Origin of the sequence: Spiroplasma sp. BIUS-1, from assembly GCF_010365805.1 — a bacterium.
GTDB lineage: Bacteria > Bacillota_I > Bacilli_A > Mycoplasmatales > Mycoplasmataceae > Spiroplasma_A.
Window position 1 is genome coordinate 229,169 of sequence record NZ_CP048386.1, and the last position, 23,972, is coordinate 253,140.

The window sequence follows — 23,972 nt, forward strand, 5'->3', positions numbered from 1 at the left end:
AATCTTTAAAATATATTAAAATCATATGGTAAGGGCAATATACAAAGGTGGAATCATGAATAATTTTAATGGGCTAAATAATCAAGATGACAATGACCGTACAAGAGCATTTACTCTTCAAAAAAAAGAAAGAAGAGCAGATTCAGTTTCATGAATAGTTGGAGCTTTACTTCTATTCTTTATAAACTTAATGTCATTAGGAAGAATTACAATCGTTGGTCAATTTATTGATGACGTATTTTTTAATTTGCCTTTTGGGTGATTTAAGTACTTTTTATATCTATTATTTTTTATGGTGGATTTTGCTATTTATTTTGGAATAAAATTTAAACCTAAAAAAAGATTTTTAGCAATGGTAATTATTACATGAATTTCAATGTGTTGAATAATATCTTCAATTCTTTTTATAGTTGCTTATAATGTTAAAACAGAAGATTTTAAAGTTAATGCTATTTGATCATCTACAATACTAAAAGATTCAATATCTTCTTATTTTGAAAATTGAACTCAAAAATCTCTTTGAGGAGAAAATAGTGGAACAATATGAGTTGCAAATCCAGAAACATACTTTAATTTATGAGCTGGTGGTGGATTAATTGGAACAATTTTAGCCGGTTTTTCTGCATATACATCAATATACTTTGGGTTAGTAATAGCTTTATTCTTTTTCGTTTTAGATATGATATGAATATTTACAGGAGATGCCTTCTTCTTTTTAAAACCCAAATCAAAAAGAACAGGTAAAAGACTAAGAATACTTTCTTTAAAAAATAATAAAAATTCAAGTTATAGCCCAAAAGTTAAAAAGCAAAGAAATAACAGAGGAATATTTAGTCTTATTAATTTAGATGATGATGACGGTTTCGAGGAAAGAAATATTTTAGCATCTATGAAAGAATCTGATATCACTATTGAATTGCCAAGTTATAACAGAAACAGTGATAGAAATATTTATGAAGAAGTTAATACTGATTTTTATAATGATGACTTCTCAAACATAAATCTAGAAAACTATAATCCAAATCAAGACTACAAAAATGAGTTCATGAATCATCAAGAACAAGGACTAAAGAAAATAACAGATTTTAATTTAGATAAAGTAAGGGAAGAGGCAAAATATAGAGCTGAATCTTTTGTCAGAGAAGAACCTGTTTATACTTCTAGAAGAGAAAAAGATTATGACTTTGATTTCCCAATGCCTATTGAATCAAAATATGGTCAAGTTTCTACAGAACAAGCAAGGGAACAATTGGCAAAAGAAACAAATATAACTCCTTTCGGTGCTAATGGTAAAACTCAAGAACTAGTTAAATCAAAAACAAAAAAAGAAAAAGTCGAAGAAACACCAGAAGGTCAAATCACTTTGGATTACTTCATTAATGAAACTAAAAAAGAAAAAGAACAAGTTAAAAAACAGTTTGAAGAATTTAATGATTACACTTCTCCGATGCAAGAAAATCTTGCAAGAAATATTTTATATTCTTCAAGTGGATATCAATCAAGAAATAATGGTAAACAACAAATGGAGGTTAATACAAATAAAGCTGTTGAAAAACAACAATTTGTAAATGATGCTTATCAACTTCCTTCAATTGAAATACTTACTCAAAAAGGCAATAACTCAGTTCAGCAAGAAGAAGTTAGAAAAGCAGCGGAAGAAAAAGCTCAAAGAATTAATGAAACTTTCAAACAGTTTGGAGTTCATGCTAGTGTAACTAATATGAATATCGGTCCAACTGTTATTAAATTTGAAATTCAACCAGAACCTGGAACAAAAGTTAATAGCATTACATCATTGGAAAATGACTTGAAATTAGCGTTAGCAACTCAAAATGTTATAATGGAATCTCCAATTCCAGGAAAACAAGCTGTAGGTATAGAAATACCAAACGATAAACCTGAAATTGTTCCAATGAGAACTGTTATTGAAGAACAACCTATTACTAAAATGGGAAGTAAACTATATTTTGCTATTGGTAAAACAGTTACTGGAGATATGTTATTTGGTGAACTTGATAAAATGCCTCACTTACTTGTTGCTGGTTCAACAGGTAGTGGTAAGTCAGTTATGATCAACGGTATAATTTCATCAATTCTAATGAAAGCAAAGCCTCATGAAGTTAAATTCTTGATGATTGACCCTAAAAAAGTTGAACTTTCAGTTTATTCTTCAATTCCTCATTTACTTGCACCAGTAATTAGTGATATGAGTGTTGCAAATAGTGCACTTAAAAAAGTTATAAATGAAATGGAAAGAAGATATGCTCTTTTCACAACAAATGGAGTTAAAAACATTGATGGATTTAACTCAAGACAAGCATCTTCTGAAACAAAACTTCCTTACTATGTAGTTATTATCGACGAGCTAGCAGACTTAATGATGACCTCAAATAAAAAAGATGTTGAAGACTCTATTATGAGACTTACACAACTTTCTCGTGCTGCAGGAATTCACTTAATTGTTGCAACTCAAAGACCTTCAACAGATGTTATTACAGGTGTTATTAAATCTAACATTCCAGTAAGAATTGCCTTTTCTGTAACTTCATCAATTGATTCAAGAACTATTTTAGATTCAAGTGGTGCTGAAAGATTAATTGGAAAAGGAGATCTGTTGTACACACTTCCAGGAAGTGCTTCACTTGTTAGAGCACAAGGTGCTTATATAAGTGATGATGAAATTGAAGCTTTAGTAAGACATTGTTCAACTCAACAACAACAAATTTTCGATTCTGAATTCTTAAAAATAGAAGAAGATACCAACACAATTAACATGGGTGCTGGTTCAGATCCTATGTTTAATGAAATTAAAGATTATGTAATAAGCAAGCAAAAAGCTTCAACCAGTTTAATTCAAAGACAATTTGCAATTGGTTATAATAGAGCTGCAAAAATTGTAGATGAACTTGAACTAATGGGAATAATTGGACCACAAAATGGTTCAAAACCAAGAGAAGTTTATATTAAAGCAGAAGATATATATTAAAATCAGCAAAATTAAATGCTGATTTTTTTTAAGACTATATAATAATACTGAGGTGAGATTTTATGGAAAACATAGTTAAAAATTTACCAGAAAAACCTGGTTGCTATTTATATAAAAATAAAGAAAATAAAATAATCTATGTTGGAAAAGCAAAAAATCTTAAAAAAAGAGTTTCTAGTTATTTCAATAGAGCTCATAATTATAAAACAACTAAACTTGTAAGAGACATAGTTGATATTGAAACTATTGTTACAGAAAATGAAAAAGAATCTTTGATTTTAGAACAAAACTTAATTAAAAAATATAGACCGAGATATAACATTGTTTTAAATGATGATAAAAAATATCCATATATTGCTATAACAAAAGAAAAAGATCCCGTTTATGTTTATACAAGAAACTATGATAATAACAATCAAATTTCATTTGGACCACTTCCTGATGGAACAAGTGCTAGAAATATTTTAAAAACTTTAGAGAGAATTTATCCTTTAAGAAGATGTAAAGGAAATTTAGGAAAACCATGTATTCACTATCATATAGAACAATGTTCAGGGGCTTGTTTTAAAGAAGTTGAATCTAGTTTTTATGAAAATCAAATACAAAATGTTAAAAACTTTTTTAATAGAAGCAATGATGATTTTAAAAACAAATTAGAAGAAAAAATGTTTATAGCTTCTGACAATTTACAATTTGAAGAAGCACAAAGAATTAAAGAAATTATAAGTCACTTAAACTTCTCTATTACAGAACAATTTGTTGATTTTAACGATAATTTAAATAGAGATGTATTTAACTATTACGAAAGTGATCACTATGTTTGTTTTGTAGTTCTATTTTATAGAAGCGGAAAATTGATTTTAAAAGATCAATTAATAATGAAAAATACATTTCAAGAAGTTAAACCTTTATTTGAAAATTTTATAATGCAAATTTATTCAAAAAATATGTTACCAGACTATATTTTATTACCAAAAGAATTAGAAGATAGTAGTTTGCAATTGTTATTTAATGAAAAGATAACATATGGGAATGATGAATCAAGTTTAAGAATTTTAAATTTAGCAAAAAATAATGCTCAAGAATATATCAGACAAGAAGAATTATATAAAAGTCAAAAATCTATCAGTAAAGAAGAATTGCTAGATCAAGTTCAAAAAACCTTGAACTTACCTAATTATCCATATCACATTGAAATGTTTGATGTTGCAAATATATTAGATGAATTTGTAACTGGTGCTATGGTTGTTTTTAAAGGTGGTCAACCAAGTTTCAATGATTTTAGAAAATACAACATTATCATTGATGAAAAAGGTGACTTTCAAAGAATGCAAAATATGATATATAGAAGATATCAAAAGGATTTAAATGCACAACAAAATTTACCAGATCTTATAATAATGGATGGTGGAAAAATACAAGTTCATGCAGCTAAATCACAATTAGAGTTATTAGATTTAAATATACCAGTTATTGGTCTTGTAAAAAACGATAAACACAAAACAGAATATATTTTAGATACTCAAGAAAACGAAATTATCTTAGATAAAACATCAGAGGTCTTTAAGTTTTTAGAATTAATACAAAACAGAGTTCATAACTTTGCTATCTCAAGTTTTAGAAAAAAACAAGCTAAATCATTTTCTAAAGATGACTTATCTTCAATAAAAGGTGTTGGAGAGAAAATGATACAAAAAATTAACCAACTATATCCTTCAAGAATGGATTTCTATAATGCAGATTATGAAGATATTAAAAAAATAGTCAAAAAAGATGAAATTGTTTTAGCTATTAAAGAAATAAAAAATAAAATTGAAAACAAAAAATAGAATAATATGCTTATTTTTATGGTAAAAAAATGTATAATATTTTAGTTAAATAAAAGGGGATTAATATGACAGATAAAGACATTATTTTAACTGCTGAGGGGCTACAAGAATTAAAAGACGAATTAGCTAATTTAATTAATAACGTTCGTCCACAAGTTATTGAAGAACTTGTTGAAGCTCGTGCTCAAGGAGATTTATCAGAAAATGCTGATTATGATGCAGCAAGAAACAGACAAGCAGAAGTTGAAGCTAGAATTAAAGAAGTTGAAGCTATGCTTTCTAAAGCAAAAATTATTGAAGATTCAAATTCAAAAAATAAAGAAGTAAAAATTGGTAGCCAAGTTACATTTACAAGTCAAAAAACTAAAAAAGACATGAGTGTAAAAATTGTTGGAGCTATTGAAGCTGACCCATTTGAAAACAAAATCTCAAACGAATCACCACTTGCAAAAGCAATGTTGGGAAAAGTTGTTGGAGATTCAGTTGAAGTGAGAGAACTTAAAGAACCTTACAAAATAACAATTAAAGAAATTAAATAATTTAACCTAATAACTTTATTAGGTTTTTTTATACAAGGAGAAAAGTTATGTTAAAAGTGCAAAGTACATTTAAAAATGATTTACCAACTATATATTTGGTGGGAACCCCAATAGGGAATTTGGATGACATTTCAAAAAGAGTTGTAGAGACATTTCAAAAAGCTGATGTAATATACTGTGAAGACACTAGGGTGAGTTTCAAACTTTTTGAAAAACTAAATTTAAATAAAAAATTAAAAGCACTACATAAATTTAATGAATTTTCTATAAGTGAAAGCTTTATTGAAGATATTAATAAATATAAAAACATAGCAATTATAAGTGATGCTGGAGTTCCTTGCATAAGTGATCCAGGTGCAATTGTTATAAAACAAGTATTAGAATCAAATGTTGAAGTTAATATAACTTCAGTTAATTGTGGTCCTGCCTATATTCATGCAATAGCAAGTTCTGGTTTTGTTTCTAGAAGAAACCTATTTTTAGGGTTTTTAGATAAAAAAAATATAGAAAATGACTTAAAAAAGGTTTTAGAAGAACAACAAAATGAAGAGGTTATAATATCTTTTTATGAATCTGTTCATAGAATCCAATCCACTTTAAATCAACTTTCATTGATGATTGACTCTGAAACTAAAATGGTTTTGGCAAGAGAATTAACAAAAATAAATGAAGAATTTCTAAGAGGGACAATAAAAGAGATTTGTGACTATATAAATAGTGATAATTTAGTTCTTAAAGGGGAGTTTTGTGTTGTTTTAGAATCAAACTTTAAAAAAACTATAAATAAAGAAATAGATATGCAAAAAATAGTTTCAGAAGTTGAAGAATTATTGAAAACAAACATTAGTAAAAAGGATGCTATAAAAACTGTATCAAAGAAATATAATGTAAATAAAAATGAACTAACAAAGTTCTTCTATAAGTAAAAAAATAATTATTTATATCGATATAAATAATGGGAGGTATTTTACTATGGAAAAATTAAATACAAATCAAAAAAGAGAAGTTGTTGGGGGTAAAGGTGTTACTGGAGCTTTATTAAATGGTATTGGAAGTATTGCAAAGGGAGTAAGTGATTTATTTACAAACACAATTGGATCAATATCAACAACAATCTTTACAGCAAAATCTCTAAATAAAGTAGATAAATTAGAGGCAAAAATTGGTAACTCAACTTTTAAATCAGATAATACAACTTCAAATAAGCTAAATATTGAAGCTGATTCAAAAGTGCCGAGTGTAGTTAGTTTATTTTAGGTTTCTTCTGAACCTTTTTTAATAAAAAAGTTAAAAAAACTAGATTTTTAATTCCAATTTAGTATAAAATTATTTAGGTTGCTAGTTTCAACCGCACTTTGTATGTCAATAAGTAGTTTGAAAAACAACTCACATGCAAGGCGAGTCTAGACTGGAGGAATAAAGATGTTCGCAATTATAAAAACAGGTGGAAAACAAATTAAAGTTTCTAAAGATGATGAAATCTACGTAGAAAAATTAGATGTTGAAGAAGGTAAAAAAGTTACTTTTAACGAAGTTCTAATGATAGATGGTACAGTAGGTTCACCTTTAATCAAAGGGGCAACAGTTACAGGAACTGTTGTTAAACAAGGTAAAGGTAAAAAACTTAGAGTTGTTAGATATCACCCTAAGAAAAACGTTAATAAAGTTTATGGTCACAGACAACCATATACAAAAGTTAAAATTGACGCTATTTCATTAGGAGGATCAAAATCAACAACTGATTCTGCAGAAACAAAAACTACAGCAACAGCTCCTAAAGCTGCTGCTGCACCAAAAACAACAACAGCTACAAAAGCTGCTGCACCAAAAGCTACTACAGAACCAAAAACTGAGGAATAGTAGATGGTAAAAGCTAAAATTGTTGAAAAAAACAATAAAATAAATTCGTTTGTAATAAATGGACATGCTGAGGGTGGTGACTATGGTCATGATCTTGTATGTGCAGCTATTACAGGGATAGTTACTGGATCTTTAAATGCTTTCGACATTCAATTTAAAAGCAATGTTGAAATAGATGTTAAGGAAAATGAAATAAGTATTAAAATAGTTAAAGATGATGAATTATTAAATAATTTATTAGAATTTATGCTTATTCAACTAGAAACTATTCAGGTGCAATATCCAAAGAATTTTAAAATAGAAAGGATGATTTAATATGCGTTTCTTATTAGGATTACAATATTTTGCTTCTAAAAAAGGGGTTGGGTCAACTAAAAACGGGCGTGACTCAGAATCAAAACGTTTAGGAGCTAAAAAAGCAGATGGACAATTTGCTAATGCAGGTTCAATTATTTTCAGACAAAGAGGAACAAAAATCCATCCAGGTGCAAATGTTGGACGTGGTGGAGATGATACATTATTCGCTTTAGTATCAGGAATAGTTAAATACCAAAGATTTGGTAAAAACAGAACTAGAGCTGTAGTTATTCCACAAGAATCTAAATAATAATATAAAGTCCCGTTTGGGGCTTTTTTTAATGAAATGAGGAAATTAAAATGTCATTAATTTTAGGTATATCAATAACTTTTATAATTTTTATCTTTGTTCTATTTTACTTATTAAAGATATTTAAAAATAAGGGAAAAAAGAATGATAATAGAAATATAAAACAAGATCTATCTGATTTTAAAAAGTTATTTCAAAACCAATCAAACAAAAGGGTATTTATAAATGAATTGCAAATTACGGAAAATTTTAATACTTTTCCATTTATTAGTGATTTTAAAAATATTAAAGAAAAATATCCAAGCGATAGTTTGATAAGTTCTCTTAAACATACCCAAAATAGTTTTTACGACTATTGAGCTAATAAAGAATTTGATTTTTTTGTCATTTTTGAAAAACTTTCAAAAGAAAAATTTATTACTTTGTCTTCAGAAAATTTAATAAAAGTTTACAATGAGTTTTCTATAAGTATTTTCAATTTGTATAAAGATATTTTTATAAGCAATGTAATACCATCTATAATTTCGAAGTTTGAAAATAAATCTTATAAATTAATAACCCCAGATAGAATAAATGATTTTGTAGATGAACAATTTATAGATTTTTGCAAAGGTATTGATAAAATAATAATGACTATTGAAACAGAGTTTTATCAAAATAAGTCAGACAATAGTGGTAATGAAAATTCAAACTTTGTTAAAAAACAAAGTGATGAAAAATTAAGCAGAGCATATAGAATTTTGGAAGTTTCACCATTTGAAACAGACGAAAAAATTAAAAAGGCATATTTAAAATTAGCAAAAATTTATCACCCAGATAGAAATAATAAAGAATATGCTAAAGAAAAAATGGCTGAAATAAATGATGCATATGATACTGTTTTAAAAGATAGAAAGAAAGATTAAGGTAATTAACATGAATGTTGAAAAAGAAATATTACTTGGTCAATATTTTGATCAAGCTTTAGAAGAAACAAAAAAAATAGTAGCAATGCCTTCTTATAGAAGGGATTTAACTTATGGAGCACCAGTTCACGAAGACACAAGAAAAGTTCTAGATCACTGTGTTGAATTGTTGAAAACATTTGGTTTTCAAACTTTTATAGCACCAGATTATAGATATGGTTATGCAGATTATGGTGATGGTGACAAATTATTTGGGATAATTTGTCACTTAGATGTTGTTCCTGCAGGAAATATAGATGAATGAGAAACTAATCCATTTGAGCCAATTATAAAAGATGGAAAATTAATCGGAAGGGGAACTTTTGACGATAAAGGTCCTACTATGATGAATATATTTGCTTTTAAATATTTAATTGATCATGGTTTTAAACCAGATTACAAAATTAGATTCATTTTTGGAACAAGTGAAGAAACAAATTGAGAATGTATGGAAGCATATGTTGAAAATGAACAACTTTGTGATTTAGGTTATGTTCCTGACGGTCACTTCCCGGTTGTTTATGCTGAAAAATGAATTGCAGATGTTGATTTAGTTGGAGAATTTGAATCTGAATTTGAACTAAGTGGTGGAGAAGTTTATAATGCAGTAAATGACCTAGTTAAATATAAAGGTCCAAAACAAGAAGAAATTGCTTCTTGATTAAAAGAAAATGGAATTGATTCTTATGAGAGTGATGGATACTTATTTGTTAAAGGAGTATCTGCTCACGGAAGTTTACCATTTAAAGGAGTATCTGCTTCAACTTGATTGTTAAAAGCAATTGACTCAAATGGATTAAAACATCCATTGGCACAATTTGTTGCAAATTATGCTCATTTAAATTTCGATATGAAAGAAATTTTTGGAGATTTAACAGATGAAACTGGAGATTTAACAGCATGTAATGGAATTGTAAATATTTCAAAAACAGACTATAGATTCACAATTAACTTTAGAATACCTTGTACAAGAGATCCACAAAAAGATGTTGTTGATGTTCTTGAAAAATTTGTTAAAGACAAAGGGTTAGGGTTAAAATTATCTTCAATCGAAGATAGAGTTTATTTCCCAAAAGACAGTGATGTAGTTAAAAATATAATGGAAGTTTACAAAGAAGTTACAGGAGATCTTAAAGCAGAACCAATTGCTATTGGTGGTGGGACATTTGCAAAATCAATGCCTAACATGATCGCTTTTGGAGCTGAATTTGATTTAAATGATTCTACAATGCACGCTTACAATGAGTATGTAAAAATTGAAGATTTGAAAAAAATGATGGAAATTTATGCAAAATCATTGGTTAAACTAACAAAATTAAAATAATGCTTTTAGCATTATTTTTTTGTTTAAAAGCAAGTGTAAAAAATGATATACTATACTTGTTTGTATATTTATTTTGGGTATGCAATCACATTTGGGAATTTTAACTCCCAGTGCTCGTTAACTTTAATTAAACGAGTGGAGTTATTTAGAACCATAATGGAAGACTAACGAATTAAAATGAAAGGAGCCTTAAAAATGGCAAAAGACTTAACAAGAGAACAGCTATGAGATGCTGGAGCTCAATTTGGACACCAAACTAAACGTTGAAATCCAAAAATGAAACCATATATTTATGGAGCAAAAAACAAAAATCACGTTATTGATTTACAACAAACAATCTGAAGATTAGAGGATGTTAAAAAATACGTTACTTCAATTGGACAAAAAAGAGAAAAAATTATTTTTGTAGGAACAAAAAGAAGTGCTAAAAATGCAGTTAAAGAAGCTGCATTAAGAAGTGGAAACTTCTATGTTAACTCAAGATGATTAGGTGGAACTTTAACTAACATGAAAACTATTTCATTAAGAATTAAAGCTCTATGAGACATTGAAAACGAAGAAAAAACAGGAAAAATTAACCTAAGACCTAAAAAAGAGCAAATTCTAATTAAAAAAGAAAAAGCTAAATTAGAAAAAACTTTAGGTGGTATTAAACAAATGCATAAACTACCTGCAGCAATGTTCGTAGTTGATCCAAAAACTGATGAAATTGCAGTTAAAGAAGCAAGAAAATTAAGAATTCCAGTTATCGCTATTTGTGATACAAACGTTGATCCAGATATGGTAGACTTTGTAATTCCTGCAAACGATGACATTCAAGAATCAGTAAACATAATTACAAACTATATTGTTGAAGTTTACGCTGATGCAGCTGGAATTAAAATGCAACCAAGTAATTTAAAAGTTGTTGCACAGAAAAAAGAAGATAGAGAATACAATGGTGAAAGAAGAAATTACACACCAAGAAACAACGATTCAAATGCTGAAAGACCAGCATACAAAAAACCAACAGTTAAAAAAGAAGAAACTAAATAGGAGAGATTAAAATGGCAGTTACACCACAATTAATTAAAGAATTAAGAGAAATGACTTCTGCTGGAATGATGGACTGTAAAAAAGCTTTAGAAGCTACAGACGGTAACATCGATGAAGCAGTAGTTTGATTAAGAGAAAACGGATTAGCAAAAGCAGCTAAAAAAGCTGACAGAGTTGCAGCTGAAGGTGTTTCATTTGCTAAAACAAATGGAAAAAGAGCAGTTGTTTTTGAAGTTAACTCAGAAACAGATTTCGTTTCTAAAAATGACAAATTTATGGCATTAATTGAAAACATTGGAAGTGCTTTATTAGATTCAAGTGCATCAACTTTAGAAGAAGCATTAGAAGTTAAATTAGCATCAGGTCAAACAATTAGTGAAGCTTGTGTTGAAGCAACAGCAACAATTGGAGAAAAAATCGAATTAAGAAGAATTGCTGCAGTTGAAGGTGGTAAATTATCAATTTATAACCACGCAAACAACAGAATTTCAGTATTATTAGGATTTGAAGGAGACATTAATGATGAAGATGCATACAATGTATGTATGCACGTTGCTGCAATGGCACCAAAATATCTTTCAGAACAAGATGTTCCTCAAGAATTTAAAGATCAAGAACTTCACATTATTAAAGAAACAACTGATTTAACAGGAAAACCCGAAAATGTAGCTGAAGGAATTTTAAAAGGTAAGTTAAATAAAAAACTTGCTGAAGTTACTTTATTAGCTCAAGGTTTTGTTATGGATGAAAAACAAACAGTTGGAAACTTTATTAAATCAAAAGGAGCAACTTTAACTAACATGTTTAGATTTGAAGTTGGTGAAGGAATTGAAAAAGTTACTACAGATTTTGCAGCAGAAGTTGCAGCACAATTGGCAGGTAACTAATCATGTTTAATTTATTATCTACAATAGAAGATGGCAATAATTTATTAATAATTTCAATAGTGTTATTATTAGTAACACCTCTTTCTTCAATTTCTTCATGATTTATAACAATGAAGTTTAAAAAAACAAAGTCAGAAATAAAGTTTTCAAGTAATCCTTTACTTTCTACTTTGATAACAATTCAATTATTATCAATCGCTTCGTCTTTATTATCATTGTTTTCATACTTTGGTTTATTGGCGAAAGAAGAAGATACAGCAAGAATATTATTGATCGTCTTTGTTGTATTTGCTGCAGTATTATCTGCAATTTGATTCTCAATGGTAATCTTTTTCTCAAATCAAATATGATTCTATATTGAAAAAGAGGAAGACAAATTAGTTACTTTAGGAGAAACAATAAAATTATCTAAAATAGTTAAAATTATTGAAGATGATGAAAAAAGTGCAGTTTATGTAAACTACCTAGAAGGTAAAAGAACATTAAAAAAAATCAAGTTTAGTAAAAAAACAACAATTGGTATGTACTTTTTAGAAATTGCTGAAAAAACTGGTGTAAAACCAGAAAAAGGCAATGAATCAGATTACTTTAAAGAAGAAGTAGCAAAAATTAGACAAGCTGCTTTACAAACTTCAAAACCAGAAGTTAAAAAGCAAGATGTTAAAAAAGAAGAATCAAAAAAAGAAGAGAAATAAATTTTCAAAACACATTTTAAATGTGTTTTTCTTTTATTTAAATATAAAATTATAATGAAAAAGGCAGAGGTAGCTATTAAATAGCTTGAGAAATACTCTTAGAACCTGATCTAGTTAATACTAGCGTAGGAAGTCCTTTAAAAGACAAATTCTGCTTTTTTCATGGAGGAAATTCATGAATAAAAAAAATTTAAAAATAACACTTTTATTAAGTTCTTTAAGGGTATTTATTTTTTTAGCATTAATAATATGATCGATAATTGCAGTTAGTAATGGAATAAAATTAAATGGAGATTTAGTAACAAGTAAAATAGTTACTATAAGTTTTTGTTTTTCTATTGTTTTTGTTATGTTCCTTTTAATGAATATTTCATTAATAATGAATTATATTTATGGTGGTTTAAACAACAATAATATAATAATCTCTTTATCAATATTGACTTTGAATATTGAAATGATGATTTGAGTTTTTAGAAATGAAAGACCTAGTTTTAAATTTAAAAAGTTACCAAAAATAACTATTTTTGATTTAACTGCAAGTTCTGTTTTATTGGCTTTATACTTTGTTATTGGCTATATAACAACTTTTATACCAACAACTCAGTTTTTCTTTATAGAACTTACTTTTAAATATATACCATTGTTCTTTGGTGCATTTATTTTAACAAAAACATCATCATTCATTTTGTGTTTTACAGCAGCTAGTTTAACTGCTCTTTTACCAGGAGTATATTTAGCTTTTTGGCAATTTTTATTTGACTATTGAATAACTGCTTTTTGTATCTTTTTTGCTTCTTTTTTTGCACCAAGTGTCAAATCTAAAAATTGAATAGTAAAATTATCTGTTTGATTCTCTTTTGTAACAGTACCTATAATAATAATTTACTTTTCTAGAGTAACATCTGGAGTGATTTTTTGATTAAACCCAAATAAACAAGAACAGTTTCCGCAATTCGAGTGATCAAATACTGTTGGATATTCATTTATATACAATTCTGTAAATACAATATTTGATTATGTAATGTTAATGATCTGTATTCCTGTTTCTTGCGAATCTCTTTGGGTGATCAAGGAAAGATTTTTTACAAATAGTGAATATAATAATTAAAAAACCTTATATATTCTTCAAAAAATACGCGATTTTGTTATAATTTATCTAGCGAGGTAAGTATGGCATTAAAATATAAAAGAGTTTTATTAAAAATATCAGGTGAAGCTTTAAAGGGTAGTGGAGATATTTATGATAAAGAAAAATTAGACGAAGTTGCAAACCAAGTTATTGAATTAACAAAACAAGGTTTACAAATCGGTATTGTAATTGGTGGAGGAAACATTTGAAGAGGTAAATTGGCAGATACCTTAGAATTGTTCAGAATTGAAGCTGATTACATGGGAATGCTTGCAACAATTATGAATGCATTAGCATTTGAAGCAACATTAAGAAAATTAGGTTTTGATAAGGTTAAAGTTTATTCATCTTTGGAAATCAAAACAGTTACAAGTGCATATAACTATAGAAATGCAAGAGAAAAACTTGATGAAGGTTATGTAACAATATTTGCTGGAGGAACTGGTTACAGTTACTTTACAACAGATACAGGAGCAAGTATTAGAGCTATTGAAATTAAAGCAGATGCTTTATTGATGGCTAAAAATGGTACAAAAGGAGTTTATGATTCAGATCCAAACACCAATCCTGATGCAAAATTTTTAGAAAGTTTAACTCATGATGATTTAGTTGCAGGTAATTTACAAGTTATGGACTCAACAGCAGCTGCTTTATCAAGAGATGGTAAATTAGAAATTGTTGTATTTGATATGAATGGTAAAGACAATATCATTAAAATAGCTCATGGCGATTTAGAAAGTACAATAATTAAATAGTAAAGGAAATAGAAAAATGGCACACGAAATTATAGAAATGACAGAATTAAGTATGGAAGAAACTATTGATAGTTTCAAAGATTACTTAAATAAAGTTAGAACTGGTAGAGCAAATGCAAATATGCTAAATAGTGTAATGGTTGATTTTTATGGAACTCCAACACCAATAAATCAAACATCACAAATATCTTCACCAGAACCACAACAATTAGTTATTAAACCATATGATAGATCTCAAGTGGCAGCTGTTGTTGCTGGAATTAATAAAGCTGATTTAGGATTAAACCCAATTGCAGAAGCTGATTTGGTAAGAATTAATATTCCTGCTTTAACAGAAGAAATAAGAAAAGATTTAGTTAAAAAAATGCTAAAAGAGCTTGAAGGTTTTAAAGTTAGAGTTAGAAATGCAAGAAGAGATGCAAATGATAAAATCAAAAAAGATTCATCTTCACCAGAAGATGTAAAAAAAGATTTAGAAAATCAAGTACAAAAGTTAACTGATAAATACGTTGAAATGCTTGATCAACTTGCAAAAGAAAAAGAAAATGATTTAATGAAAATTTAACTAGTTTAACTAGTTTTTTTTTTTTTTTTTTTTTTGAAATAAAAAATCATAAAGTTGTAAAAGTAATTTTTATATATATACTAAATATTAGAGAGGTGTAGATTATGGGCTTTAATATGGGTATGGTGGTTACATACAACCAACAAAATTATGTAATAATAGAAATTATTGAAAAAGAAGTAACTGGAGGAACAATTAAATTTTTGAAAATCAAAAATTTAATTAATCAAGAGATTTTAACTGTTGATTCAAGAAAAGTTACTCAAATTGAACTAAAAAGAAGAGAAGATAATCAAATAAATGAATTTGACAGTCAAGTAACTGACACAAGCTATATAGAATCACTTTTTTCAGAAGTGGGAGCAGGAGATAGTGAAGATATTAGTTTATTTGACTTATCTGGAGAAGCTACTTTTACTTTAGATGATATTATCTTTGATGAAATTAAAAATGATGATCTTGAAGCACAAGCTACTTTTGAAGATTTAGAAAAACCTCAAAACGAAGCAACTGTTGGATTAGTTCAAAATTTTCAAATACCAGAAACTAAAGTTCATTTAACACCTAGAAGAACTCCTTCTTTTGAAAAAGTTCCTCCAATCGATGAAACATTCAGTGATCTACAATTAATAGGAGAAATACCAACTCAAACATCAGAATTTATACCTACAAGGGTTTTAAATGAAGAAAAGAAACATTTTGAAGCAAAACAAAATGAACAAATGCAAATGGTAGAACAATTAAAAAAAGAACAAACAATTGTTGAAAATGAACAATACTTGGATCAAACTTCTAGAGTTGAAAGAACAACTGCATCTGACTTATTTAATCAAATAAATGCAAATGTTGTTGAAAAAAGAATGTCAGAGGAAAAAAATGTACTTTCAAACGAAAGCGTAGAAGAAGACTTTACAGAAACTTTAGAAAAAGAGTTTGTTGAAAAAGAAGTTATTTTACAAAAACCTCAAAAGGATATTACAGCTACGTTGGATGAAAAACATTTCGACACACTTGAAACTGGTCCTTTAAATACTAAAAAACTATTTGAAAACTTTAATAGACATCAAAAAATTCAAGATAGTTTAAATGAACAATATAATAACAATATAGAAAATACAAATACTCTATTTGGAGTAAGTGGTGGATTCAATCAAGATGCTTTAAAAAACTCTAAGATATATAGAAAATTTAAAGTTATGAGTGGATGATTGGTTACATTATTAGTATTTATGCTAATAACTCCAATTTTAGGTTTATTCGCAAAAGCTGCAATACAATGACTTAATACAAATCAAATAATTTTCAAAGAATTGTTTATGTTCAATTTAAGTAATGTTGTTGATATTGCAATAATCGGATCTTCAATATTTATGTTTTTAGTATTTGTTATTTATTCAGTTTGTTACTTAGTTTCTGTAAGTGATAAACAATACAAAAAAATAGCATTTTATAATTTCCAATTAGAAAATAAAGTAGAAATTATTGATTCAATTCAAGAATATAACAATGAATCTAGTGTTTATCTAATTAAAGTACATAATGAAATTAAAAAAATGAAAAAGGATATTAAAAAATTAAATCAAGAAAAGATTTCTCCATCTATTTCAAAAAATAGTGAGAGTCCACAAAACTTTTCACACTAAAAGGTCATTTAAATGACCTTTTGTTTTTTATTTGTAATAAAATATAAGTTGAGGTGTAAAAAATGCAATATTGAGATTTAAAGATTTTATTTCCGTTACTTTTTATAGCATGTGTTATTTCAATGGTTTTTTTGTGTTCAAAAGAAAAACTTCAAAAAAATTCATATTTATGAATAATACAAATAGTTCTTTTTTGGATTGCTGCAGGTTATGCAGGAAATCAATTGAAGGATCAAATAAATTTTTTAGATTCTAAAAGTTTTATTGTAATAACAATTTTCTCTACATCTCTTTTCCTTATTTTTTTAAAACCATTAGCAACATTTGTTACTGGTATTTGAAAAAATAGAAAAATTTGAATACAAGCAAGTAATGGGATAATGATTTTGTTAGTAATTTTATTAAGTTTAACAAATCTTCCTTTATGAGCTTTGATAATTACTTCTATTTTATTATCACTTTCAATTGCTAGTTCTACTTTATTTTATCTTTTTTTAAATGAGCAAAGTTTTTACAGAATCTATGTTTTACCTTCTGTTTGAATAACATTTGTCTTCATGACTTTCTCATCAACTTTTGGTATATATTTAAGTAACTTAAATATAGTTATTGGTCAAAAAGCACTTTCTTCAAATTTAACTTTATCAATAATTTTAATTTTGATGTTGGCAAGCTCAATGGCTTTAAGTTTTTTTACAAAAGAAAATAAAAATATGGTTCAAGTTTTTGATCAAGAAATCTTAGAACATCTTCCGAAGAAAAATAATAAATTGTTTCTTTTAATTTATTTATTAGGTTTTCTTTTGGCTCTTACAAGTGCTATTAATAATTCACTAGTAATTAAATTATTTATTGCTTTAAATCTTACAAAGTTTAATCTAAGTGATGAAAGTATTTATTTATGAATGAGAATAAATGACTTTATTTATTTAATACCAACAATTTTTGCATCAATTATAAGTTATAAAATATTGACTAAGATATTTGAACAAAAGTATCTTATTTTCATAAACTTGTTTGTTCTTTTTGGTGTTTATACTGCAATGGCTTTTGTTCAAAACCCATTTGTTTTTATAGTTTTAAATTTAATTGCAGGAATAAGTTTTAATCAAATTATTTACTCACTATTTTCAGTGTGTATGTTCTGAAATTATAGAGCAAGAAAAAATCCTGTAACAGGATTCTATGGTAGCGCTATGATTGGAGCTTACTTTTTAGTAGAAGTTTCACAAAATATAATTTCAGAATTAAACTTAGGTATCTTTAAAGATTTTTCAAATCTAAAAGAGTTATTGGAGTTTAGAAATTCATTTGACACTAGTGCTATGAATAATACTTTAGCTGTATTTGATGATGCAACAACAATAATTATGTCCATTGCTTGTATCATTGTTTTAACTTTCATTTTAATATTTTATTTTATGAGCAATAAAATATTTGCAGATTATGTTAAATATAAAATGGCAACACAAAATTTAAAAGTGCTTATAAAGAAAAGGGTAATAGCAAAAACAAAAACAAAGTTTGATGTAGAATCAAGCATAGAGGAAGTTCAAGAAAATGTTTAAAATATTCAATGAATCTATAGAAGTGCAATTTAATATTAGTCCTTTTGAAATAACTAGTATAAAAAATGACACTGTTGAAATAATATATCAAAAAACTTCTTTGTGAGATAAGTCTTGACCAATTTTATTCCCGGTTTGTGGAGCTGTTAATGAAAAATTAACTCATAAAAATAAAGAACTTGGATTAACTAGACATGGATTTTTTAGAGAAATAAAAGATTGGAAAATTTTAGAACAAAACCAAAATTCAATTTCTTTAGAGTATTTTTCAAAAGAAGAATTCATAGATGTTTATCCATTTAGATTTAAATTAAATATAGACTTATTTTTGAGTGATAAAGTATTTTCTTTTAATATAAAAGTTTCTAATTTAGAAGATGAAGAAATGTATTTTTCTTTAGGTCACCATCCTGGTTTTATTTTTAATAAAAATTCTAGAGTAGATTTAATAAAAGAAGATTTATTTACTGATCAATTTGAAAAAGGATTGGTATCAAATTTAAAAAAGGAAATAAAAATAAAAGATATAAATATTAGTAATTTAGATTTTTCTAATGGTAAATCTTATATGACAAATAATTTTAACAAAGAAGAGATTTATTTTGAAAATGGAAAAGTTAATTTCAATATTATGGCAAATGATTTTAAAGATTTGGTTATTTGAAGAGAAAGTAACGAATGTGATTTTATTTGTATAGAAAATTGAAATGGTATACCAGACCTATTAAACAAAGAATCTTTTGAATTAAAAGATAAAGAGGGAATAATGAAATTACAAAAAGATGAACAAAAAGATTTTTTGTTTGAAATTAAATTTTAAAAAAAGTGCTATTGCACTTTTTTTCATTCTTCATAATATTCTAATATCAATTCTTTTAATTCTGGAACTAATTGGTTTTGCTCAACAGTTTTAAAGATCTTACCTTTTTTAAAAATTATTCCACCTTTATTACCACCAGCAATACCTATATCTGCTTGACTTGCTTCTCCTGGTCCGTTAACAACACAACCAAGTATTGCAACTTTTAAAGGGAACTGAAGCTCTTCGACAAATTCTTCAACTTCTCTAACCACATCTCTTAGACCAAATTCAAGTCTACCACATGTTGGACAAGCAATAACTTCTACCATATTGTGGAATAGTCCTAGAGAGTTTAATAATCTTTTGGCAACTTTTATTTCCTCAACTGGATCTTCACTCAAACTAATTCTTATTGTACTTCCAATTCCTTTTTGAAGTAAGTAACCTAAACCAAAACTTGATTTTATAGCCCCGTTTAACAAACTACCAGCTTCAGTTATACCTAAGTGAGCTGGATAATCTCAGTTTTCGCTTGCCAATTCATAAGCTTCAATTGCCATCAAAGGATCTGTTGCTTTTAGAGAATAAATTATATTTTTAAAATCATACTTTTCTAATATTTCTATGTGTTCTCTTAATGATTCAACCATAGCCTTTGCTGTTCAACCATATTGTGCAACCATTTTTTTTGGCAAACTTCCTGAGTTGACACCAATTCTTATTGGAATATTTTTTTCTTTACACTTTTCTACAACAGCTATTGTATTTTCTTCAATACCAATATTTCCTGGATTAATTCTGATTTTTGAACATCCAGCATCGGCTGCTATTAAAGCGAACTTGTAATTAAAATGTATATCTGCAACTATTGGTACAGGAGAATTATCTACAATTTCTTTTAAAGAATTTGCATCATCAATACCCAGAACAGCAACTCTAACTATTTGACATCCTTCTTTATAAAGTGAATTAATTTGTTCTAAAGTTTCTTTTACATTATGGGTTTTTGTTGTAGTCATTGATTGTATAACAACTTCGTTATTTCCACCAATTTCAATATTACCAACCATTACTTTTCTAGTGTTAATTCTATTTATCATAAATTCACCTTTAGAATATCGCTTTCATAAAATATTATACACTTCTTTTTATATAACTACTTTTTTAGAACTCAAAAATAGGGGTATAAATTTTTTTTATGTATAATCAATATAGTAAGAGGTGTATAAATATGTCAGAAAAAACTACATTAAAAGATATAGTTCAAATAAATAAAATACTTGCCTCAAAAGAATATAATACAATAAAAGAATTTAGTGCTTATAGTGATGTAATTCAAGAATATATTGACGATACTTTTTTTAGAAATGATGCAATAATACAAAAGTTAGTAGAATATTGTGAAAATAGCGGAAGATACTTAGATATTAAATTTAGACAACCAAGTTCAATAGAATTAAAAGTGGAAAACATTCACGATTATTTATCAAATACAAAGAGAGCTATTGAAAAGGCAATGTTTATTGAAGAAGATACTTTAAATCAGTCAATTTTTGTAGAGGTAAAAAGTATCTTTAGATATTTTTTAGAAAAAACATATGAATTTGATTCTTTAACTGATTATGAAACTTTATATGGAATCAATACTGTTGAGTTTCATCAACAAAATGAAAGTTTTAAATATCTTTATACAATATTTGATAAATTAACTTATATTGCAAGACACTTAAATGACAAATATTGTAAAAAAGAGTTAAGTGTTTATAATGGAGAACCATTAAAGTTTGCTAACGACTTTTTAAGAGATATTTCATTTTTGGCTAGCAGCGCTATTGAATATCAAAAACTAAGTGATGTAATTGAACAAATCACTTACTCAAAAGCATGACACTATATAAGAAGATTGAGAAATTCTATTGAACATGATTTTGTAGATCCATCATTTAAATATAATATTTGTTTTTCTTTAGAGTTATTATTCATAATTATTGGTAGAATAATGCTAGCGTTAAATAAATATTTACAATCAGAGATGGAAATAAGAAAAACACTAGAAAACTTGAAAAAAGAGAAATAGGAATTTAAGGGGTACATTATGAATAAATGAAATGAAATACAATTGAATAACTTTAATGGACCTTTAGACTTGTTATTACATTTAATAAAAGAAAAAGAAATGGATATAATGGATATCAATCTTTTAGAGTTATCATCTCAATACATTTCTTATATTAAAGAGTATGAAATGTTAGATATTGAAATAGCAAGTGAATACCTTGTTATGGCAGCTTATTTAATTGAGTTAAAATCAAAACTTTTAATACCAAAAGAAGAAGTTGAAGTTGATTCAAACTACGAACAACAAGAAAGAGATGAATTAATCAGAAGATTAATGGAATATCACAAAATTAAAGAGGTTACAAACTTCTTTAAAACAAAACAAGAAGACTTTTTAAAAACATTTAGTAAATCAAAAAGTATTATTAAAATTGCCAAAATTGATGATGATAAACTACCATTGGCAGAAAACACAATTGATATAGAAAAATTTTCAAATATATTCTTGAGAGCTATTGAAAAAAACAAGTTCAAGAAAATGGAAGTAAACACAATAACTTCAGAAGAAGTTTCTCCTGAAGAAGTTGCTGAAGAAATTAAACTATTTTTAAAAAATAATAATATTGATGAAATTGAACTTGGAAAACTTATTGAAATAAAAGAATTTTCAATAAGAATGATGGTAGCTACATTTTTAGCGGTTTTAGATCTTGCTGCAAAAAAATTTATCACACTTTCTCAAAAGAATGAAGAAGTTATTGTAAAATATTTAGGTTAGCAAATTTGGAGGTAAATTATGGATAATAATAAAAAAATGGCAATTGCTGAAGGTTTACTTTTTGTAAATGGTGATGAGGGTACAACAGTAGAGGATTTACAGTTTATTTTAGGTGATGTCAGTCAAGATGAAATTGAAGTTTTAATTGATGATTTAATCCAAAAATATAATAATGATAATGCTTCTGGATTGAGCATTCAAAAATTTGCAAAAAATAAATACAGAATGATAACTAAAAAAGAGAATTCTGAATTTTATACAAAACTTGCAAATGTTAAAACAGAATCAAAATTATCTACAGCAAGCATTGAGACTTTATCTATAATTGCTTACAAAGGTCCAATTTCAAGAGCTAATGTTGAAGACATTAGAGGAGTAAATTGTGAAACAATATTTTATAAATTAAAGTTAAGAAATTTAATTGAAGAAGCTGGTAAATCTGAAGAGGTTGGAAAACCAATGCTTTATAAAGTTACAGAAGACTTCTTGAAGTATTTCAATTTAAATAGTTTAGATGAACTTCCTAAACTAAAAGAGTCAATAGAAGAAGAAAAAGATATTTTCAATAGAGGTGAATAATGGAAGAAAGATTGCAAAAAATTATCGCCACTAGGGGATATTGTTCAAGAAGAAGAGCAGAAGAGTTAATAGCTCAAGGTAGAGTTAAAGTTAATGGTCAAGTAATTACAGAATTAGGTTCAAAATTTGATACTAATGTAAACATTGATATTAACAATAAAACAGTAAGTGAAGTAAAAGAAAAAGTTTATTACTTGTTTAATAAACCAAGATTGGTTTTAACAACAATGCATGATCCAAAGGATAGAAAAACAGTTGCAGAATACTTTAAAGGTTCTAAACTTAGAGTTTATCCAGTAGGAAGGTTAGACTATGATGTTTCTGGAGCGCTTATTATGACAAATGATGGTGAATTTGCAAACTTTGTAATGCATCCAAAATATGAATTTAGAAAAACTTATCAAGCGCTTTGTAACGGTAAAGTTCACAAGTATCAAATAAAAGAACTTGTGGATGGAGTTATAATTGATGATGACTATAAAACAAAAGCAATACAAGCTAGATTATTAAAATATGATGAAGAATACGATGAATCTGTAATTGAATTAACAATTGCAGAAGGTAGAAAACACCATGTTAAAAAAATGCTGATTGCAGCAGATATTTATTTAAAAAAATTAAAAAGAACTCAAATTGAGTTCTTAACAATTGATGACTTACCAATAGGTAAATTCAGAGAACTAAAAGCACATGAAATAAAACAATTTTATGGAATATATAATTCATTGAAAGTTAAAAGGGGTAAATAAATAAATGAGAATAGCTATTTTTGGAACAGTAGGAGCAGGAAAATCTACTGTAAGTGAAGAGATATCAAAAAAATTGGGATATGAAATATTTCCTGAACCAATAGATAATAATCCATATTTTGATGATTATTATAAAGATATGGAAGCAAATGTATTTAAAATGCAAATCTATATGCTAACAGCAAGAAGTCAACAATTAATTGAAGCTAGAACTTTAGAAAATGTAATTTTTGACAGAACAATTTTGGAAGATCCAATATTCGTTGCTGTTAACCATGAATTAAAAACAATGAATGATGTGGATTACAAAACATATACAGATTTTTATGAACATGTTGTAATTCCAAATTTATCACATAGAGCAAAATTTGATTTAGTAATATATTTAAAAGTTTCAACAGATAAAGCTATTGAAAGAATAAAAGAAAGAGGAAGAAACCAAGAGTTAGATACTCCAAGAGAATATTGAGAAACTCTAAATCAAAAATATGATGATTTCTTTGAAAGAAGAAAACATATGTTTGACTTCCTTGTAGTTGATGCAGAAACTGACAACTTAGAAGAAAAAATGGAAATAATTATGGATAAAATTTATGATTTAGATCCTACATTGAAAAAATAAGCAATTGCTTATTTTTTA

General features: G+C 26.9%; 24 protein-coding genes, 1 pseudogene, 1 riboswitch and 1 other annotated feature. Of the genes and pseudogenes, 24 read left to right on the top strand and 1 reads right to left on the bottom strand.

Features of this window, described 5'->3' with window-relative positions:
• The first annotated feature begins 55 nt into the window (after nucleotides 1–55).
• The 19 genes and pseudogenes from SBIUS_RS01110 to SBIUS_RS01200 all read left to right on the top strand — a co-directional run bounded on the left by SBIUS_RS01110 (nucleotide 56) and on the right by SBIUS_RS01200 (nucleotide 19,186).
• The gene (locus SBIUS_RS01110) at nucleotides 56–2,986 is read left to right on the top strand and encodes a DNA translocase FtsK (protein WP_162684663.1); all 2,931 of its coding nucleotides are present in this window, start codon (nucleotides 56–58) and stop codon (nucleotides 2,984–2,986) included.
• A gap of 62 nt (nucleotides 2,987–3,048) precedes the next feature.
• Entirely contained in the window at nucleotides 3,049–4,815 is a 1,767-nt protein-coding gene (gene uvrC / locus SBIUS_RS01115; protein WP_162684664.1) for an excinuclease ABC subunit UvrC, read from the top strand.
• Between the two features lie 65 nt (nucleotides 4,816–4,880).
• Nucleotides 4,881–5,354, top strand: coding sequence for a transcription elongation factor GreA (gene greA, locus SBIUS_RS01120; protein WP_162684665.1), 474 nt, complete (start codon nucleotides 4,881–4,883; stop codon nucleotides 5,352–5,354).
• A gap of 47 nt (nucleotides 5,355–5,401) precedes the next feature.
• Nucleotides 5,402–6,280: a 16S rRNA (cytidine(1402)-2'-O)-methyltransferase gene (rsmI, locus tag SBIUS_RS01125; RefSeq protein WP_162684666.1), complete on the top strand. Its 879-nt coding sequence runs from the start codon at nucleotides 5,402–5,404 to the stop codon at nucleotides 6,278–6,280.
• Between the two features lie 46 nt (nucleotides 6,281–6,326).
• Nucleotides 6,327–6,611, top strand: a complete 285-nt coding sequence (locus SBIUS_RS01130) for a hypothetical protein (RefSeq protein ID WP_162684667.1) — start codon at nucleotides 6,327–6,329, stop codon at nucleotides 6,609–6,611.
• A 79-nt stretch (nucleotides 6,612–6,690) separates the two neighbouring features.
• Nucleotides 6,691–6,769, top strand: a sequence feature (ribosomal protein L21 leader region).
• A gap of 7 nt (nucleotides 6,770–6,776) precedes the next feature.
• A pseudogene (gene rplU, locus SBIUS_RS01135) lies at nucleotides 6,777–7,073 on the top strand (50S ribosomal protein L21); the annotation flags it as partial.
• Between the two features lie 144 nt (nucleotides 7,074–7,217).
• Complete coding sequence (locus SBIUS_RS01140) at nucleotides 7,218–7,529, top strand: ribosomal-processing cysteine protease Prp (protein WP_162684669.1); 312 nt, start codon at nucleotides 7,218–7,220, stop codon at nucleotides 7,527–7,529.
• Between the two features lies 1 nt (nucleotide 7,530).
• Nucleotides 7,531–7,821: a 50S ribosomal protein L27 gene (gene rpmA, locus SBIUS_RS01145; RefSeq protein WP_101780515.1), complete on the top strand. Its 291-nt coding sequence runs from the start codon at nucleotides 7,531–7,533 to the stop codon at nucleotides 7,819–7,821.
• Between the two features lie 50 nt (nucleotides 7,822–7,871).
• Entirely contained in the window at nucleotides 7,872–8,726 is an 855-nt protein-coding gene (locus tag SBIUS_RS01150; RefSeq protein ID WP_162684670.1) for a J domain-containing protein, read from the top strand.
• A gap of 10 nt (nucleotides 8,727–8,736) precedes the next feature.
• Nucleotides 8,737–10,089, top strand: coding sequence for a Sapep family Mn(2+)-dependent dipeptidase (locus SBIUS_RS01155; RefSeq protein ID WP_162684671.1), 1,353 nt, complete (start codon nucleotides 8,737–8,739; stop codon nucleotides 10,087–10,089).
• Nucleotides 10,090–10,284: 195 nt separating this feature from the next.
• A complete protein-coding gene (rpsB, locus tag SBIUS_RS01160; RefSeq protein ID WP_162684672.1) occupies nucleotides 10,285–11,124 on the top strand; it encodes a 30S ribosomal protein S2 in 840 nt (279 codons plus the stop codon).
• Between the two features lie 11 nt (nucleotides 11,125–11,135).
• Nucleotides 11,136–12,011 (top strand): translation elongation factor Ts, encoded by an 876-nt coding sequence (gene tsf / locus SBIUS_RS01165; RefSeq protein WP_162684673.1) that lies wholly within the window; start codon nucleotides 11,136–11,138, stop codon nucleotides 12,009–12,011.
• A gap of 2 nt (nucleotides 12,012–12,013) precedes the next feature.
• Complete coding sequence (locus SBIUS_RS01170) at nucleotides 12,014–12,706, top strand: hypothetical protein (protein WP_162684674.1); 693 nt, start codon at nucleotides 12,014–12,016, stop codon at nucleotides 12,704–12,706.
• A gap of 55 nt (nucleotides 12,707–12,761) precedes the next feature.
• Nucleotides 12,762–12,856: riboswitch (TPP riboswitch) on the top strand.
• A 25-nt stretch (nucleotides 12,857–12,881) separates the two neighbouring features.
• Complete coding sequence (locus SBIUS_RS01175; RefSeq protein ID WP_162684675.1) at nucleotides 12,882–13,814, top strand: energy-coupled thiamine transporter ThiT; 933 nt, start codon at nucleotides 12,882–12,884, stop codon at nucleotides 13,812–13,814.
• A 62-nt stretch (nucleotides 13,815–13,876) separates the two neighbouring features.
• Nucleotides 13,877–14,590, top strand: a complete 714-nt coding sequence (gene pyrH, locus SBIUS_RS01180) for a UMP kinase (protein ID WP_162684676.1) — start codon at nucleotides 13,877–13,879, stop codon at nucleotides 14,588–14,590.
• 16 nt (nucleotides 14,591–14,606) lie between these two features.
• On the top strand, nucleotides 14,607–15,155 hold the full coding sequence (gene frr / locus SBIUS_RS01185; RefSeq protein ID WP_162684677.1) for a ribosome recycling factor: 549 nt from the start codon (nucleotides 14,607–14,609) through the stop codon (nucleotides 15,153–15,155).
• A 104-nt stretch (nucleotides 15,156–15,259) separates the two neighbouring features.
• Nucleotides 15,260–16,798, top strand: a complete 1,539-nt coding sequence (locus SBIUS_RS01190) for a hypothetical protein (RefSeq protein ID WP_162684678.1) — start codon at nucleotides 15,260–15,262, stop codon at nucleotides 16,796–16,798.
• A 122-nt stretch (nucleotides 16,799–16,920) separates the two neighbouring features.
• Complete coding sequence (locus SBIUS_RS01195) at nucleotides 16,921–18,366, top strand: hypothetical protein (protein ID WP_162684679.1); 1,446 nt, start codon at nucleotides 16,921–16,923, stop codon at nucleotides 18,364–18,366.
• Entirely contained in the window at nucleotides 18,359–19,186 is an 828-nt protein-coding gene (locus SBIUS_RS01200) for a hypothetical protein (RefSeq protein WP_162684680.1), read from the top strand. The genes SBIUS_RS01195 and SBIUS_RS01200 overlap by 8 nt, the downstream gene beginning before the upstream one ends.
• An 8-nt stretch (nucleotides 19,187–19,194) precedes the next feature.
• Here SBIUS_RS01200 and ispG read toward each other — a convergent pair whose 3' ends face one another.
• Nucleotides 19,195–20,268: a flavodoxin-dependent (E)-4-hydroxy-3-methylbut-2-enyl-diphosphate synthase gene (ispG, locus tag SBIUS_RS01205; RefSeq protein WP_162684681.1), complete on the bottom strand. Its 1,074-nt coding sequence runs from the start codon at nucleotides 20,266–20,268 to the stop codon at nucleotides 19,195–19,197.
• A gap of 131 nt (nucleotides 20,269–20,399) precedes the next feature.
• Between ispG and SBIUS_RS01210 the strand changes: the two genes are divergently transcribed.
• The 5 genes from SBIUS_RS01210 to SBIUS_RS01230 are packed head-to-tail and all read left to right on the top strand — an operon-like array spanning nucleotide 20,400 to nucleotide 23,954.
• On the top strand, nucleotides 20,400–21,245 hold the full coding sequence (locus SBIUS_RS01210) for a hypothetical protein (RefSeq protein WP_162684682.1): 846 nt from the start codon (nucleotides 20,400–20,402) through the stop codon (nucleotides 21,243–21,245).
• Between the two features lie 18 nt (nucleotides 21,246–21,263).
• Entirely contained in the window at nucleotides 21,264–22,004 is a 741-nt protein-coding gene (locus SBIUS_RS01215) for a ScpA family protein (protein ID WP_162684683.1), read from the top strand.
• 18 nt (nucleotides 22,005–22,022) lie between these two features.
• The gene (gene scpB / locus SBIUS_RS01220) at nucleotides 22,023–22,583 is read left to right on the top strand and encodes an SMC-Scp complex subunit ScpB (protein WP_162684684.1); all 561 of its coding nucleotides are present in this window, start codon (nucleotides 22,023–22,025) and stop codon (nucleotides 22,581–22,583) included.
• On the top strand, nucleotides 22,583–23,332 hold the full coding sequence (locus SBIUS_RS01225) for a pseudouridine synthase (protein WP_203352888.1): 750 nt from the start codon (nucleotides 22,583–22,585) through the stop codon (nucleotides 23,330–23,332). Before scpB ends, SBIUS_RS01225 begins: the two co-directional genes overlap by 1 nt.
• Nucleotides 23,333–23,336: 4 nt before the next feature.
• On the top strand, nucleotides 23,337–23,954 hold the full coding sequence (locus SBIUS_RS01230; protein WP_162684685.1) for a deoxynucleoside kinase: 618 nt from the start codon (nucleotides 23,337–23,339) through the stop codon (nucleotides 23,952–23,954).
• Nucleotides 23,955–23,972: the final 18 nt, after the last annotated feature.